Source organism: Candidatus Eremiobacteraceae bacterium (assembly GCA_035314825.1).
GTDB lineage: Bacteria > Vulcanimicrobiota > Vulcanimicrobiia > Eremiobacterales > Eremiobacteraceae > JAFAHD01.
Genome location: DATFYX010000034.1, coordinates 1 through 15,866 on the forward strand (window position 1 = coordinate 1; position 15,866 = coordinate 15,866).

The 15,866-nt window shown below is 65.1% G+C and carries 14 protein-coding genes; 10 read left to right on the forward strand and 4 right to left on the reverse strand.

The window, feature by feature from the left end; genetic code table 11:
- On the reverse strand, positions 1-276 hold a 276-nt coding region (locus tag VKF82_04575; protein HME81330.1), incomplete at its 3' end, for a hypothetical protein.
- A 228-nt stretch (positions 277-504) separates the two neighbouring features.
- On the opposite strand from VKF82_04575, the gene thyX reads away from it, so the two are divergent.
- A complete protein-coding gene (thyX, locus tag VKF82_04580) occupies positions 505-1,275 on the forward strand; it encodes an FAD-dependent thymidylate synthase (GenBank protein ID HME81331.1) in 771 nt (256 codons plus the stop codon).
- Position 1,276: 1 nt separating this feature from the next.
- Here the strand turns inward: thyX and VKF82_04585 are convergent, their stop codons facing one another.
- Positions 1,277-1,816 carry a TlpA disulfide reductase family protein gene (locus VKF82_04585; GenBank protein HME81332.1) on the reverse strand — a complete coding sequence of 180 codons (540 nt, stop codon included), beginning with the start codon at positions 1,814-1,816 and terminating at the stop codon, positions 1,277-1,279.
- Between the two features lie 133 nt (positions 1,817-1,949).
- Here VKF82_04585 and VKF82_04590 point away from each other — a divergent pair, with 133 nt between their 5' ends.
- From VKF82_04590 to VKF82_04620, 7 genes are all read left to right on the forward strand, one after another.
- The gene (locus VKF82_04590) at positions 1,950-2,438 is read left to right on the forward strand and encodes a MarR family transcriptional regulator (GenBank protein ID HME81333.1); all 489 of its coding nucleotides are present in this window, start codon (positions 1,950-1,952) and stop codon (positions 2,436-2,438) included.
- 90 nt (positions 2,439-2,528) lie between these two features.
- Positions 2,529-3,758, forward strand: coding sequence for an efflux RND transporter periplasmic adaptor subunit (locus tag VKF82_04595; protein HME81334.1), 1,230 nt, complete (start codon positions 2,529-2,531; stop codon positions 3,756-3,758).
- Positions 3,759-3,774: 16 nt separating this feature from the next.
- Entirely contained in the window at positions 3,775-5,250 is a 1,476-nt protein-coding gene (locus VKF82_04600; GenBank protein ID HME81335.1) for a TolC family protein, read from the forward strand.
- A gap of 13 nt (positions 5,251-5,263) precedes the next feature.
- Positions 5,264-5,647 carry a hypothetical protein gene (locus tag VKF82_04605; protein ID HME81336.1) on the forward strand — a complete coding sequence of 128 codons (384 nt, stop codon included), beginning with the start codon at positions 5,264-5,266 and terminating at the stop codon, positions 5,645-5,647.
- Positions 5,648-5,802: 155 nt separating this feature from the next.
- Positions 5,803-7,296 carry a peptide ABC transporter substrate-binding protein gene (locus tag VKF82_04610; protein HME81337.1) on the forward strand — a complete coding sequence of 498 codons (1,494 nt, stop codon included), beginning with the start codon at positions 5,803-5,805 and terminating at the stop codon, positions 7,294-7,296.
- A complete protein-coding gene (locus VKF82_04615; GenBank protein ID HME81338.1) occupies positions 7,281-8,942 on the forward strand; it encodes a peptide ABC transporter substrate-binding protein in 1,662 nt (553 codons plus the stop codon). Before VKF82_04610 ends, VKF82_04615 begins: the two co-directional genes overlap by 16 nt.
- The gene (locus tag VKF82_04620; protein ID HME81339.1) at positions 8,939-10,594 is read left to right on the forward strand and encodes a peptide ABC transporter substrate-binding protein; all 1,656 of its coding nucleotides are present in this window, start codon (positions 8,939-8,941) and stop codon (positions 10,592-10,594) included. Before VKF82_04615 ends, VKF82_04620 begins: the two co-directional genes overlap by 4 nt.
- A gap of 28 nt (positions 10,595-10,622) precedes the next feature.
- Here VKF82_04620 and VKF82_04625 read toward each other — a convergent pair whose 3' ends face one another.
- Complete coding sequence (locus tag VKF82_04625; protein HME81340.1) at positions 10,623-11,570, reverse strand: YegS/Rv2252/BmrU family lipid kinase; 948 nt, start codon at positions 11,568-11,570, stop codon at positions 10,623-10,625.
- A 137-nt stretch (positions 11,571-11,707) separates the two neighbouring features.
- Here VKF82_04625 and VKF82_04630 point away from each other — a divergent pair, with 137 nt between their 5' ends.
- Complete coding sequence (locus VKF82_04630) at positions 11,708-12,904, forward strand: site-2 protease family protein (GenBank protein HME81341.1); 1,197 nt, start codon at positions 11,708-11,710, stop codon at positions 12,902-12,904.
- Between the two features lie 25 nt (positions 12,905-12,929).
- Positions 12,930-14,201 (forward strand): glutamate-1-semialdehyde 2,1-aminomutase, encoded by a 1,272-nt coding sequence (locus tag VKF82_04635; protein HME81342.1) that lies wholly within the window; start codon positions 12,930-12,932, stop codon positions 14,199-14,201.
- On the opposite strand, the gene VKF82_04640 is transcribed toward VKF82_04635, so the two are convergent.
- Complete coding sequence (locus tag VKF82_04640; protein ID HME81343.1) at positions 14,198-15,862, reverse strand: AMP-binding protein; 1,665 nt, start codon at positions 15,860-15,862, stop codon at positions 14,198-14,200. The two genes, VKF82_04635 and VKF82_04640, sit on opposite strands and share 4 nt — an antisense overlap.
- Positions 15,863-15,866 lie beyond the last annotated feature (4 nt).

The window sequence follows — 15,866 nt, forward strand, 5'->3', positions numbered from 1 at the left end:
GCGCAGGGGCACGAGGATCACGCCGTTCTTGACGAGGGCGGCGAGGGTGCGGTTCTGCTTGAGCTCGCTGGGGTTGGCATAGACGTGGTGGTCGTTATAAAGGATGGGAATCTCGCCGGACGGCGGCGAGCCGAAATTCATGGATCCCATCGAATCGGCCACCACTTGCGGGGCAACAAGCTGATCGCTGCCCTGCGCCAGGGTCGGCGCCGTCGCGAAGAGCATGCCGGCTACCGCCAGCGCTGCCACCGCGAAACTGGTGTGAACTCTCTTCAAGTCATGTCCTCCTAAAGTGGTGTCCTCTAATGGTCGGGGACTGTCCCGGCTCGCCGAGTTACTGAAAAGCGAGCATGCGGGGCCGGACCCCCCATACCATCAAGCGTTTACCCAACCCGCGCGTTCTTTCCCGCCGCCCCTGTTAGACATGCACGCATCCGGGTGCTTCTGTAAGACGTTTCGCGCACAGGCGGACAGCCCGCTCCGCAAGGCGAAACGCGTCCCGCTATGCCCGAAGTGACCGTGCGCGTGACCCTGCTGGAGAAGTCCCCGTCGCCGACCGCGATGACGGCCACCGCAGCTCGTACCTGCTACTCAGCAAACGCGCCGGAGGCGATCGTCGAACGCTGGCGCAGCAAACCTCAAGATATGCTTAAGACCGTGGACCGCGTGCGTTCTGCGGGCCATCACTCGACGCTGGAACATAATATCTACGTGTTCGGAGTGACCGGACTGTCGCGTGCCGCGACGCATCAGCTCGTGCGCCACCGCCATCTCCAATTCGACCAGCAAAGCCAGCGCTATCTCGCGTTCAAGAACGCCGAGTTTCCCTTCGTGAAGCCGAAGAAGATCGCGTCGCTGCCGGATGTCTCGACCAAGTTCGACGAGCTCATGGGCGAGATCGGCGCCATGTATCAGTCGATGCTGGACGCCGGCATACCGGGTGAGGATGCGCGCTTCATCTTGCCCAACGCGACGGCCAGCCAGCTCGTCGTGTCCGGCAATGCGCGCGCGTGGTATGAATTCTTGACCCTGCGCACGTGCAACATGGCGCAGTGGGAGATCCGCGAGATGTCGTTCCAAGTCTTGCGCATCCTCAAACGCGAAGATCCCGAGCTCTTCAAAGATGCGGGCGCGACGTGCGTGCGCGGCTATTGTCACGAACCCGATGGGCCCGACTGTCCCCGCTACATCGCAGTGGCCAAAGCGCAGATCAAAGATGCGCGTGCGGCCGGCGAGTGGCTCGCATCAAAAGCGAAGAAGAACGGCGCCGCGTAGATTACAGGATCTTCTGGAGGTCGGCGTCGAGCATCGCGGCGTTCATCTCGCCGACGTGCACAGCGCGCAGCACCCCTCGCCGGTCGATGAACAGCGACATGGGGATCGCCTCGCCGCCGTAGGCGTCGATGGCGGCGCCCTGATCGATCACCGTCGGATACGTGACGCCCTGCGCGGCGACGAACGCGCGCACTTGTGACGCGCTCTCTTGCTGGTCGGCGCCGAGCACCTCGAGGTCGCGTGCGCGCAATTGCACGTAGCGCGACTGGATCAGCGGCAGCTCCGCCTTGCACGGCGTGCACCAGGTGGCGAAGAAGTTGACCAACAGCGGTTTGCCCGCATAGTCGCGCAGCGACGCGTTCGCGCCGTCAAGCGTGACGAAGCGCGTGTCCGGCGCGGGCGCGCCGATCGTCGCGCTGCCGTACCTGACGCCCGCGCCGCCGTTCCAACGCGCGACGTCGATGGCGAACAGCACGGCCGCGCCGACGAACAGTACGAAAACCGCCGCCCAGCCGAGACGAAGGCGAAGCTCGGGGCTCATGACATTCACATTCAACGTGGTGTATGCTCTTCCCATTCGTCTCCGCCCCGCGCGCCGACGGAACTGTTTGGATTCTCGATTGTTGCAGATATAAAGGACTCGCATCGCCGCCGCCGGAAGCCGCGCCTCTTCGATGGACACATCCAAACGCAGCAACGGCGCGCGCGGCAACGGCGTACGATCCTCGGGCGCGCAGGCGTGGCAGCTCATGATCGAGATCTTCCAATCCCAGCGCCACCATTTCGAACGCGCCGCCGCCGAGTTCGACCTGACCAAGCAGCAGGCGCATGCCTTGTACGTGCTCAGCTGTGAGGGACCGCGTTCGATGAGCGAGCTGGCCGAGACGCTGGCGTGCGACGCCTCAAGCGTCACCGGGCTGGTCGACCGGCTCGAAGCGCGGGGCCTGGTGAGCCGTCACAGCGTGCCCAACGACCGGCGCATGCGCATGCTGGCGGTCACCGCCGCCGGAGCCCGGCTGCAGCAGCGCTACAGCGTGCTGGTCGCGCAGCCGCCGCCCGCGATCGCGCATCTGCCCGAAGACCTGCAGCGCGGTCTGCGCGATGTCTTGACGAGGGTGGTCGACGCCAGCCGCTCGCACGCGCCGCACGATGCGAAACACTGACCCGTCCGGCGCAGTAGCGGTAGAAAGAGCTGCAGGCTCGGAAATGGTGGAGGAATGAGTACGAGACCCGGTCGTTTGATCAATGGTTCAATGGCACGCATCGCGGCAGCCGGCATGCTGGCCGCGGCCGTCGCGCTGAGCCTCGGCGCGTGCGCCAAGCCCGCTCCGAAGAAGGTACAAGGCTTGCCCGTCTCGGTGCAGGTGGCTTCGCGCGGCGACATCACCGCGACGTTCACGTTGACCGGCGTCGTCGCGCCGCGCCAGCAAGCGGTCTTGTCCTCGGTCGCGTCGGGGAACGTCAAAGAGGTCTACGTCGCGCTCGGCGAGCGCGTGCGCGCCGGCCAACTGCTCGTGAAGATCGACGACAGCACCCTGCAAGCGCAAGCCGCGCAGGCCGCCGCCAAACTGCAAAGCGTGCGCGCGAGCGACGTCGGCGGGTCTGCGACCGCGAATGCGAATCTGACCTCGGCCCGCGTCGCCGCGCAGAACGCCGACGCGAACCTGGCCCGCAATCAGACGCTGTACAAGCAAGGCTATGTCTCGAAGACCTCGCTCGACCAAGCGCAGAGCCAGGCGGCATCGGCCGACGCCGCGCTGCGAGCCGCCGAAGTGACCGCGCAGAACGCGAACCTGCAGTCCGGCAACAGCTCTGCGATGGCGGACATCGGCACGGCTCAGGCCGCGCTCGACGCGATCAACACGCAGATCGCACAGACCAACGTCACCGCGCCCTTCGACGGCATCGTCACCGCGCGCAGCGTTGACAGAGGCGCGCTTGCAAGCCCCGGCACGCCGCTCGTGACCGTGTCGCAGCTCAATCCGGCTTGGATCAACGTCGGGATTCCGGACGACGATCTGGCGTACGTGCGGGCGGGCACGCCGGTCACGGTCACCATCGACACGCTGCCGGGCCGCGCCTGGCACGCGAAAGTCGACGTCGTCAACGCCGCAGCGTCGTCTGGCACGCTGAGCTATCTGACGCACATCGTCGTGCCCAACGACGACTACACGCTGCGCGCCGGCATGGTCGCCAACGGCAATTTCCAACAAGCCACGCATCGCAATGTCGTGATCCTGCCGCGCATCGCGCTCTATCAGACCGAGACCGGCAACGCGGTCTACGTCGTGGTGGATGGCAAGGCCAAGTCGGTGCCGGTGACGACCGGCCTGCAGACGGCGGACCGGGTCGAGGTCACGGGCATCGAGCCCGGCACCCAGGTCATCACGCAGCGTCCGGACGCATTGCAGGACGGCTCGGTCGTCAGCGTGGTAGGTTCCCCCGAGGGCCCAGCGCCATCATCTTCACGAACCTCTCAGTGACGACAAAGGAAACCGTATGATCCGATTTTTTGCGACTGTGACCTGCGCCGTCGCGCTTGCGGCGGCGTCGCCGTCACTCGCAGGGAGCTCGGCGCATCCGACGCCGACGCCGACGCCGACGCCGACGCCGGCGCCCGCGATGGCCGCCACGCCCGTACCCCTGGGCATCCCTGCGAATCTCGAGACGTATCCGCCCGACACGTCCGGGAAGTACGGTATTCCGAACGCCAGCTCGCCCGTGCCGCTGTCGCTGCACGACGCGAAGATGATCGCCGTCAAGCAGTCGCCGCAACTGGCGCTCGCGCGCGCGACAGCCGATCTCGCCGGCGCGCAGCTCGAGACGGCGAACAGCGCGGCCTTCCCGAATCTGTCCGCGGACGCCAACTTCGGCCGCAACAAGGGTCAGTTGCGCTCCGGCACCACCGTCGGCGGCGTGATCCCGAGCATCTTCACTTCGAACAACGCGGCGATCACGATCAAGCAGCTGATCTTCGATGGCGGCGCGACCTACGCGCGCATCAGCCAAGCCAAGTTCAGCCGCGATGCGGCGCAGTTGAGCGAGCTGCGCCAAGTGGACACGGTGTTGTTCAACGTCGCATCGTTCTATTACGCTGCGCTGCAAGCGCGCTATACGTATCAAGTCGCGGTCGCGAACACCAAGCTCGCCCAGGTGCAAGAGCAATTGGTTGAAGCGCAGTTCCGGGCGGGCGTGGCCTCGCGGGCCGATGTGCTCACCGCGCAGCTCCCGGTCGCGCAGGCGGAGCTCGCTGAGGCGCAGGCGGCCAACGGCGAGCAATCGCAGATCGCATCGCTGCTCAACGCGATGGGACTCTCATCCGACACGCCGGTCACGCTGTCGGAGTCGTTCGAGCAGACCGCTCCGCTATTGCCCGCCTACGCGACGGTCGAAGCGACTGCGCTCGCGCGGCGCACAGATCTGCAGTCGGCAAATGCCGCGCTGACGGCGGCGGAGCGCGGCGTCCGGGCGGCGCGTGCGGGCCGCTATCCGATCATCACCGCGAATGGCAGCGTCGGCTCGGCCACGTCGGGCATCGACAGCGCCGGCAATCTCGTGACCAACGGCGGCAGCTGGACGAGCAGCTATTCGTTCGGGTTGAGCGCCACCATGCCGCTGTACGACAGCGGGCTCACCAACGGTCAGATCGCGGCGGCCGAAGCGAACAGCGAAACGGCGCAGGCAGATCTCCTCTCGACGCAGCTGGCCGTGTCGCTGACCGTCAGACAAGCATATCTGTCGGCGCAGACGGCGCTCGCCGGAGTCACGTCGGCACAAGTCGAGCTCTCGCAGGCGCAGACCGTGCTCGACGTCACCAACGCGCAATACAAAGCCGGCGTGACGACCTTGCCGCTGCTGCTCAACGCGGAGACCGGACTCACCAAAGCGCGCGGCGACTACGTGAACGCGCTGTTCGCCTTGTACACCGCGCAGCAGAACCTCTACTTCGCGGAAGGCATCATCGCGAATAGATAAGAACCGAGCACACATGCAGCCGTCCCTCCGCCGCGCTTGTCTGCTCGCTGCGTGCGTGCTCGTTTCCGTCGCCGGACTGGCCGCCTGCCAACAGCACAGCAATTCGCCTGTCGTCAATATCGCCATCGTCGGCAGCCGCGGCGAGAACTCGTTCAAGCCCGGCAACATCTCGGTCAACTTGGGGACGGTCGTCACATGGACAAACGAGGACTCGCAGCCGCACTCGGTCACGTCGCCGGGCGCCTTCGACTCGGGCATGATCGCGCCCAACGGGGGACGCTGGACGTGGGTCGCCGCGATGGCGGGCACGTTCGCCTATTCGAGCATGACCGATCAATCGATGAAGGGCAGCATCACGGTGGTGGTGCCCCCGCCCTCGGGCGGCGCCGGCCAATAACGCGTCTCTTCGGTACGCTTGCGCTCGCTTTCACGGCGGGCGCGCTTGTCGTCGCCTCCGGCTGCAGCAAAGTTCAGCAGAGCACCAACACGCCGCCGGCCAGCACGACGATCCCGGGCACGCTGCGCTACGCGGAGATCGAAGAGCCGACGACCATGAATCCGCTGCTCACGCTCACCGCGACGAGCATCGATCTCTACATGTTCATGTACGGTTTTTTCTTCAATCTCGACGACAAGATGCACTGGGTGCCGGAGCTGGCCACGGACGTGCCGAGCTACGAGAACGGCGGCATCAGCAAGGACGGGCTGACGCTGACCTATCATCTGCGCAAAGGCGTGAAGTGGCACGACGGCGTGCCGTTCACCTCGCACGACGTCGTCTTCACGACGCACGCCATCCTCAATCCGGCGAACAACGTCGAGACGCGTGTCGGTTGGGATCGCATCGCCAGCGTCGAAGCGCCCGACGACTACACCGTCAAATTCCATCTCAAGAAGATCTATGCGTCCGCGGTCGCGACGTACTTCGCCGAGAGCGGCAACTTCCCGGTCCTGCCGGCGCACCTTCTCGAGAAGTACCCCAACCTCAATCAGGTGCCGTTCAACACGCAGCCGATCGGCACCGGGCCGTTCAAGTTCGTCAAGTGGGTGCACGGCGACCACGTCGAGCTCGAGGCCAATCCTGATTACTGGCGCGGCGCGCCCAAACTCAAACGTATCATCGAGCGTTTCATCCCCACCGAGAACACAATTCTCACGCAGATGCGCACGCACGAGCTCGACGCGTGGTTCCGCGCGGGATCGAACCTCTATCCCGAGATCCAAGAGCTGCCCGCGCTCGGCTACCGGATCGAGCTCGAGCCGTCGCTGCTGTACGCGCATCTCGACCTCAACCAGAAGAACGCGCTCTTCGACGATCTCAAAGTGCGCCAGGCGATCGCCTATGCCATCAACCGCAGGAAGATCGTCCACGACATCACGCACGATGTCCACGAGATCGGCTACAGCGTCACGCCCAAACTTTCGTGGGCATACGATCCGGACGTCGCGCACTATGACTACGATCTGGCGAAGGCGCGGCAGCTGCTTGACGAGGCGGGGTGGACGCCCGGTGCCGACGGCGTGCGGGTGAAGAACGGCCAGCGACTCGCGTTCACGCTGAACACGGTCGCCGGCGGCAAGAACGGCGAGGCGACTGAAGCGCTGGTGCAGCAAGATCTGCGCGCCATCGGCATCGACGCTTCGATCAAGAATTATCCGGCGGCGCTCTTCTTCGCCCCATATCAGCAGAACGGCATCCTGACGCGCGGCAACTACGACGCGGCGTTTTACGCATGGGTCGCGGGCGCCGATCCGGACAACGAGTCGCTGTATGCGAGCTACGAGATCCCGCCTGTCGGCCAGAACGATCTGTACTTGGTCGACCCGCTCATCGATCAGGCGGAAAAAGCCGCCTTGTCGACCTACGACCAGAACACGCGCAAGAAATACTACTCGGTGATCCAAAAGGAGCTCGCGGCCCAGGCGTACACGATCGTCGAGTATTATTCGCGCCAGATCTTCGTGACGTCGACGAATTTCCTGAACTTCAAACCCGCGCCCGCGACGACCAGCAACTGGAACACGTGGGAATGGGAGATGAAGTAGTCAGGCGGACGCAGGCGATCGCGTGCGCCGCGCTCGCGGCGCTGCTCGTCAACGGCTGCAGCAAAGTCTCGCAGAGCACGAACGCTCCGGCGCGCTCGCAGACGATTCCGGGCACGTTGCGCTACGCCGACATCGAAGAACCTATCTCCATGAATCCGCTGCTGCGGCTGGTGGCCGTGGGCACCGACATGGACATGTTCATCTTCGGATTCTTCTTCAACCTCGACGACAAGATGCGCTTCGTCCCCGAGCTCGCGACGGAGGTGCCGACGTATGCGAACGGCGGCATCAGCAAGGACGGCCTCACCCTCACCTACCATCTGCGCCAGGGCGTCAAGTGGCACGACGGCGCGCCATTCACCGCGCACGACGTCGTGTTCACCGTTCATGCGATCCTCAATCCGGCGAACAACGTGCAGACGCGCCGCGGCTGGGATCGCGTCGCGAGCGTTGAGGCGGTCGACGACCATACCGTGCGCTTCCATCTGAAAGATATCTACGCGCCGGCGGTCGCGACCTACTTCTGCGAGAGCGGACTGTACCCGGTGCTGCCGGCGCACATCCTCGAGAAATACGCCGACATCAACCGCGTGCCGTTCAACACCGATCCGATCGGCACCGGCCCGTTCAAGTTCGTGAAGTGGATCCACGGCGATCGCGTCGAGCTTGAGGCCAATGCCGATTACTGGCGCGGACCGCCCAAGCTCAAGCGCATCATCTACAAGGTGATCCCGGCGGAGACGACCATCCTCACGCAGCTGCGCACGCACGAGATCGACGCGTGGTTCCGAGCGCCCTCCGGCCTGTATCCGCAGATCCGCGATCTGCCGGCGGACGGTTTCCGCGTCCAGCTCGAGCCCGCACTGGTGTATTCGCACCTCGACCTGAACCAGAAGAACCCGCTGTTCCAAGACCTGCGCGTGCGCCAAGCGCTCGCGCACGCGATCGACCGTCAGAAGATCATCCACGACGTCACGTACGACGTGCACATCGCGGCGTATTCGGACTTGCCGGCGTTCTCGTGGGCGTACGAGCCGGACGTCGCGCACTACGACTACGATCCCGCGCAGTCGGCCGCGCTGCTCGACGCGGCGGGCTGGAAGCTCGGGCCAGACGGCGTGCGCGTGAAGAACGGCCAGCGCCTCGCGTTCGACCTCGCGGCGGCGACCGGCAACAAGACCGGTGAGGCCGTCGAACAGATATTACAAGAGGATTTCCGGCGCATCGGTGCCGAGGCGTCCATCAAGAACTACCCGACCGCGCTGTATTTCGACAACTATCAGCGCGGCGGCATCCTGCTCGCGGGCAAGTACGACGCGGCGTGGTACTCGTGGGTCGCGGGCGTGGATCCGGGCGACGACGAGTCGATCTACACAACCTACAACATTCCGCCCGCGGGCCAGAACTCGCTGTATTGGTCGGACCCGGCGCTTGACGCCGCAGAGAAGGGCGCGCTTTCCAGCTACGACCAAAGGGTGCGCAAGAAGTACTATTCGATCATCCAAAAGGAGATCGCCGCGCAATCGGCCACCATCATCGTGTACTTCCAGCGCCAGATCTTCGTGACTGCCGACGGCTTTGAGAATTTCAAGCCGGCGCCGGCGACCACGAGCAACTGGAATTCCTGGGAATGGGAGATGAAATGAAACAGATCGCGTTGCGCTTCGCGGTTGCGCTTGCAGTCGTCATGCTCGCCGCGCTGGCGCTGGTATCGTGCAGCAAAGTATCGCAAAGCACCACCGCGCCCGAGGGCGGCGGCGGCTCGATCCCCGGCGTGCTGCGCTACGCCGATATCCAGGAGCCGGATTCGCTCAACCCTTTGATTACCACGCAAGCGACCGTGGCCGACCTCGAGTACATGGCGTTCTCGTTCTTCTTCAATTACGACGACAAACTGAACTTTGCGCCAGAGCTGGCGCTGGAAGTTCCGACGCTTGCCAACGGCGGGATCTCGCGCGACGGTTTGACGATCATCTATCACATGCGCCACGGGGTCAAGTGGCAAGACGGCGTGCCGCTCACCGCCAAGGACGTGGCGTTCACGTTTCACGCCATCATGAATCCCGCCAACAACGTGCAGGTGCGCACCGGCTACGATCAGATCAAGACGATCGACACGCCCGACGACTTCACGGTCGTCGTCCACATGAAGCGCGTATTCTCGCCGATCATCGCGTACTTCATGTGCCAGCAGGGCGGATTCCCCGTCATGCCGGCGCATCTGCTCGCGCAGTATCCCAACGTCAACCAGCTGCCGTACAACTCGCTGCCCATCGGTTCGGGGCCGTTCAAGATCACCGAGTGGCAGCACGGCGACCACATCGCGCTGGTCGCCAATCCCGATTATTGGCGTGGGCCGCCCAAGCTCTCGAAGATCATCTTCAAGTTCGTCGCGAGCACGAACACCATCAAGGTGCTGCTGCAGACGCACGAGATCGATGCGTGGTTTCGCGCGTCGGCGAACCTGTACGATCAGCTGAAGACGATTCCAGGCTACCAAGTCTTGGTCTCGGAGCAGAACTTGTTCGCGCACATCGACTTCAACGTGAAGGATCCGATGCTGGCCGACCCGCGCGTGCGCAAGGCCGTCGAATACGCGATGGATCGCAAGAGCATGGCGCACACCGTCACGCACGACGTCTACCAGCCCGCGACATCCGATATCGCACCGTACAGCTGGGCCTATCCGCACGACTTGCCGTTTTACGACAACAATCCGGCCGCCGCGCGTGCGCTGCTCGACGAGGCCGGCTGGACGGTCGGACCCGATGGGATCCGCCAGAAGAACGGCAAGCGGCTCGAGCTGCAGTTCTCCTATGTGAGCGGCGACGTCCTCGGTACCCAGGTCGCTACGTTGGTCCAGCAGCGACTGCACGATGTCGGCGTCGCCGTGTCTCAGAAGACCTACCCTGCATCGCTGTATTTCGGGCCGGCGCAGACGGGCGGCATCATCAACAGCGGCAAATTCCAGATGGCCTTTTTCGCCTGGTCGAGCGGCGTCGACCCGGACAACTCATCGCTCTACGACTGCGATCAATTCCCGCCCGCCGGCCAGAACGATCTGTTCTGGTGCGATAGGAAGCTTGACGACGCGGAGAAGGACACGCTCGGCACCTTCGATCAAGCGCGCCGCATCAAGGACTACTCGATCATCGAGCACGAGCTCATCGAGCAAGCGCCGACGATCTTCGTGTTCCACGACCGTCGCATCGACGTCATCAGCGACAAGTTCCATGGCTTCAAACCGTCGCCGGCCACCTCGGCGTATTGGAACACCTACGACTGGTCGATGCAATAGCGCTTCGAGGCCTATGGAGCGGTCGAATTTATTCGACCGGCGCTATGACCCGCGCGCCGCGCGGCACCAACTCGATCTTCGCGCTTTGCACCAGTGCGAGCTCGCCGTCCACGTGCATCGCGACCGGTCTTTCGAAAGCTACCTCGAGGTGGCTCGCGCGAAGTGACGTGACGTTGGGCTCGTCCGCGTGCGCGCCGGTGCGGATGCGCTGCATCAGGCCGAAGCGCGCCGGCAGCCCAACGACGTCGCGAAACGCGTAGCAGTCGAACGCGCCGTCCTCGAGACTCGCGTCGGGGGCGCCGTGAAATCCGCCGCCATACCAAGCGCCGTTGCCGACCGTCAGCATCACGAGATCTGCAAAGCGCAATTCGACGTCGTGCGTGACCACCATCGCGGCCACGGGCTTGACCATCAGCAGGCCGCGCACCGCTGCCATGTAGTACGAAAGCCCCTTCGCCAGACCGCTCTTGCGGATCTGTGCTGCCATCGCCGCCACCTCGGCGTCTAACCCCATGCCGACGCAGTTGATGAAGCGCCGCCCATTGACGGTGCCGTAGTCGATCCGGCGCTCGGCGCCATCGCGCAAGACGTCGAAGGCTGCGCGGCCTTTTCGGATGCCGAGCATCAATGCAAGATCGTTGCCGGAACCGCACGGGATAATCGCGAGCGTCGCATTATCGGGTGACGCGAGCGCATCGAAGGCGAGCGACAGCGTGCCGTCGCCGCCGATGCAGACGAGCAGCGGGCGGTCGAATGAATTCGACCGCTCCATCAACGCAGCGGATGCCGACGCGAGCGCCTCGTTGAGACGCGCCGGAAACGCGGGCGTGAAATCGGGTTCGACGATCGCGATCGCCGGCGCGCGCAGCGCGCGCTCGACCTCGCCGATCAGGCCGTGGGCTTTGCCGCCACCGGCCCAGCGGTTTGCGACGACGACGAACGGTCGAATCAATCCGACCGCTGCAGGCTCGGGCACGCCGCCGCGCTTCCATGCGCCGAGCTGCTTGTCCCGCGAAAAGACATGGAGGAAGCGTGAGCAACTTCCTCCTGCCCCTACGACTATGAAGCCACGGGTTTCGTTACACGCCCGCCGAATCGCGTAGGACAGCCCCTATGATGACGTTAGGCCGCCTTGCCGGCATCGAAATACGCGCCCACTACTCCACGCTGATCGTCTTCGGCGCCCTGACCAGCATTCTCGCGTACGGATATTTGCCCGTCGTCACGCCCGCGGCCGGTCCTTTGGAGCGTCTGGCGGTGGCAATCATCGTATCGGGACTGGCCGGAGTATCGATTCTCGCGCACGAGCTCGGCCATGCGCTGGTCGCTCGCAGCCGAGGGCTGACGGTCACCGGGGTCACGCTGTACTTGTTCGGGGGGCTCGCGCACGTCGGCGGCGCGCCCAACGATCCCAGCGACGATATCGCGATCGGTCTCGGCGGTCCCGCGGTCAGCGCCGTGCTCGCCAGCGCGTTCCTGGCCGGTGGCGCCGCCGTGATGCGCGCCAATCCACAGGCTGCGTTGTTGCTCATCAACCTCGGCGCGGCGAACGCGCTGCTGTTCTTGGTCAACGCGCTTCCCGGCTATCCGATGGACGGCGGCATGGTGCTGCGCGGATTGCTGTGGAAGTTGTCGGGCAACGTCGTCGCGGCCACGCGGCGCGCGACGACCGCGGGCAAGGCCTTCGCGTATCTGATCGCCGCAGGCGGCGTGTGGCTGCTGCTGCGCGGCGACGTCATCGATGGCATGTGGGTCGTGCTCATCGGGTGGCTGCTCGCTGGCCTCGCCGAGGGCGCATATCGCGCGATCATCATGCGCACCGCGTTGGAGGGCCTGACGGTCAAGGACCTGTGCGCGCGCGACGTCCCCGTGCTGCAGACCTCGGATTCGGTCGCCACCGCCGCCGGTCTGCTGCGCGCCGGCGCCTCGTCGCGCATCATCGCGGTGATGTTCGGCGAACGGCTCGCGGGCCTGGTGTCGGACGTCGACGTCGCTCGCGTGCCGACCGCCGACGCCGAAGCGACTTCCATCTCCAACGTCATGTCGCGCACCGGCGGCCAGCCGACGCTCGACGCCGATTGCGATGCGCTGGTGCTCATCAGCGCCATGCCGGCGAGTCCGCTGCGCTGCATCATCGTCGTCGACGAACGCGGCGACTATCTCGGGCTGGTGCGCCACGAGGATCTCACGCGCTACGTCGAGATGATCGAGGCGCTGGGCAATTCGAGCGCGCTGAGCTCGCGCTCGCTGCGCCGGCTCGGCGGCGTGCGCGCCGCGGCTGACGCGTCACTTCGATCTCCAGCGCGTTAGTCGGGCGATTGAAATAGTCCGGCGCCTGCGGCACTCCGAGGAGCTCTTCGAACGCGCCACGCGCTTCATCGCCGGTGGCGTTGATTCTCCGGTGCGCGCGGGCCGGGCTGTGGGCGCGCCGCCGCCGCCGTTGGCGCGCGCGCGCGGCAGCCACGTCTACGACGTGGACGGGCGCGAGTACATCGACTACCTGTGCGCCTACGGTCCGGTGTTGTTAGGTCACGCGCACCCGGCCGTGACCGCGGCGGTAAGCGCTGCACTAGAGCGCGGCGCCGTGTTCGGGGCGACCCATCCGGAGGAGATCAGGCTCGCCGAGCGTCTCGCCGTGCACATGCCCTCGTTGGAGCGCATGCGTTTCGTCAACACCGGCACCGAGGCGTGCATGAGCGCGGTGCGGGTGGCGCGCGCGTTCACGCGCCGCGAGCGCATCGTTCGCTTGCGCGGCCACTATCACGGCCACAGTGACGAGATGATCTTTTCCGCCGGCGCGTCCTCGAACTCGGCGCCGACGCTTGCGTGCGGCGTGACCCGCGCCGCGATGGACGACGTCGCCGTGTTGTCGTTCAATGACGCGGCGGCGATCGAGCGCACGCTCGAGCCCGAAACCAGCGCCGCGCTGATCCTGGAGCCGATCGCGGGGAACATGGGGTTGGTGCTGCCGCAGGAGGGCTATCTCGCGCGGGTACGCGAGGCATGCACGCGCACCGGGACCGTGCTGATCTTCGATGAGGTCATCACCGGCTTTCGCGTCGGTCTGGGCGGCGCGCAGCAGCTCTACGGCGTGTTTCCAGATCTGACGTGCATCGGCAAGACGCTGGGCGGGGGCCTACCGATCGCCGCGTTTGGCGGACGCGAGGACATCATGGCGTCACTGGCGCCCGAAGGCAACGTCTTCCAAGGAGGCACGTTCGCGGGTAATCCGATCTGCGTCGCCGCCGCGCACGCGTTTCTGGACGTGCTCGAGGGCGATTCGACGCTGCACTCGCGGCTGGACCAACTGGCACGCCGGCTCGCCGACGGTACGAGGGCGGCGCTGAGCGATGCCGGGCTGGACTATCCTGTCGTGCGACTCGCGTCGATGGTCGACTTCGCGTTCCGCCCCGGCCCGCCGCCGCGCGACCACGAACAGGCCGCCGAGGCCGATAGTGACGCGTACGCGCGCTACTATTGGAAGATGCTGGAACGCGGCGTGTTCTTGCCGCCCTCGAAGATGGAGCTGATGTTCCTGACCGCCGCGCATACGGAGCAAGACATCGACCGGACGATCGCCGCGATGCGCGAGACGCTGCGCCGCTAAGCGGTTTGGACGGCGGCGTCCTCCTGCCGGCTGAATTGGTCGACCGCCGCTTCGCGCAGCTTGTACTTTTGGATCTTCCCGCTGGCCGTCATCGGATAGCCTTCGACGAACATCACCAGCGCCGGAACTTTTTGGCGTTGGATCTTGCCGTCGCAAAACGCTATGACTTCCTCCGCGCTCAAACTTTCGCCCGGCTTGACCTTCACGACCGCGCACACTTCTTCGCCCCAGCGTTTGCTGGGCACGCCGATCACCTGCACGTCCGAGATCTTTGGGTGGCCGTACAAGAACTCTTCGATCTCGCGCGGGTACACGTTCTCGCCGCCGCGGATGATCAGGTCCTTGATGCGCCCGACGATCTTGACGTAGCCCTGCTCGTCCAGCACCGCCAGATCGCCCGAGTGTAGCCAGCGGTCGTCGTCGATCGCCTTGGCCGTCGCCTGCGGGTCTTTGTAGTAGCCCTTCATCGTGCCGTGCCCGCGCGAGCATAACTCGCCCGGCGTGCCCGGCGGCTGCGCAGCGCCGCTTTCCGGATCGGCCACTTTGACCTCGACGCCCGGCAATGCGCGCCCGACCGTCGTCACGCGGCGCTCGATCGAATCGTCGGTGCGCGTTTGCGTGATCACCGGCGACGATTCGGTGAGCCCGTAGGCGATCGTCAGTTCGCGCGCGCCCATCGTCTCGGTGACGGCGCGCATGACCTCGATCGGGCAAGGCGACCCGGCCATGATGCCGGTGCGCAGGCTGCTCAGATCGAAGCTGGCGAACTCCGGGTGCTCGAGCTCCGCGATGAACATCGTCGGCACGCCGTAGACGGCCGTGCAGCGTTCGGTGTGGATCGCGTTGAGCACGGCGCGCGGTTCGAACACCTCGATCGGCACCATGGTGGCGCCGCGCGTCATGCAGCCCAAGCTCGCCATGACGCAGCCGAAGCAGTGGAAGAGCGGAACGGGGAAGCACAACCGGTCGCGCTCGGTCAGATTCTGACAGCCGCTCACGTGATAGGCGTTGAGCACGATGTTGCGATGCGTCAGCATCACGCCTTTGGGGAAGCCCGTGGTGCCGCTGGTGTACTGCATGTTGATGACGTCGCTCGCGTTGAGCGAGGCCGAGCGCTGCGCGAGCTGTTCGGGGCTGATCTGCGACGCCAGCTCGTAGAGGTCGGAGAACTTGAGCATGCCCGGCAGGCGCTCGTCGCCGATGAAGAGCAGCCGCTTGAGCCTAGGCAGCGTCTCGAAACTGGCGTGGCCGACCTTCGCCCGATCGAGATCGGGCAGCACTTCGCGCAGCGTCTTGACGTAGTCGACGCCTTTGAAGCTGCGGATCAGGAAAAACGTCGTCGTGTCGCTCTGCTTGAGCAGATACTCCAGCTCGTGCGCGCGGTACGCGGTGTTGACGGTGACCAGGACCGCGCCGATCTTCGCGGTCGCGTACTGGAGATACAACCATTCGGGCACGTTGGAGGCCCAAACGGAGACGTGTTCGCCTTTCTTGATGTCCAGCGCCATGAGCCCGCGCGCGATCGCGTCGACTTTGTCGCGGAACTGCGCGTAGGTGAGGCGCACCGGTCGATCGGTGTAGACCAGCGCCTCGCGATCGCCGAAGCGTTCGGCTTGCCGGTCCAATAGCGTGCCGATAGTGATCCGATCGATGTCTTCCATGGCG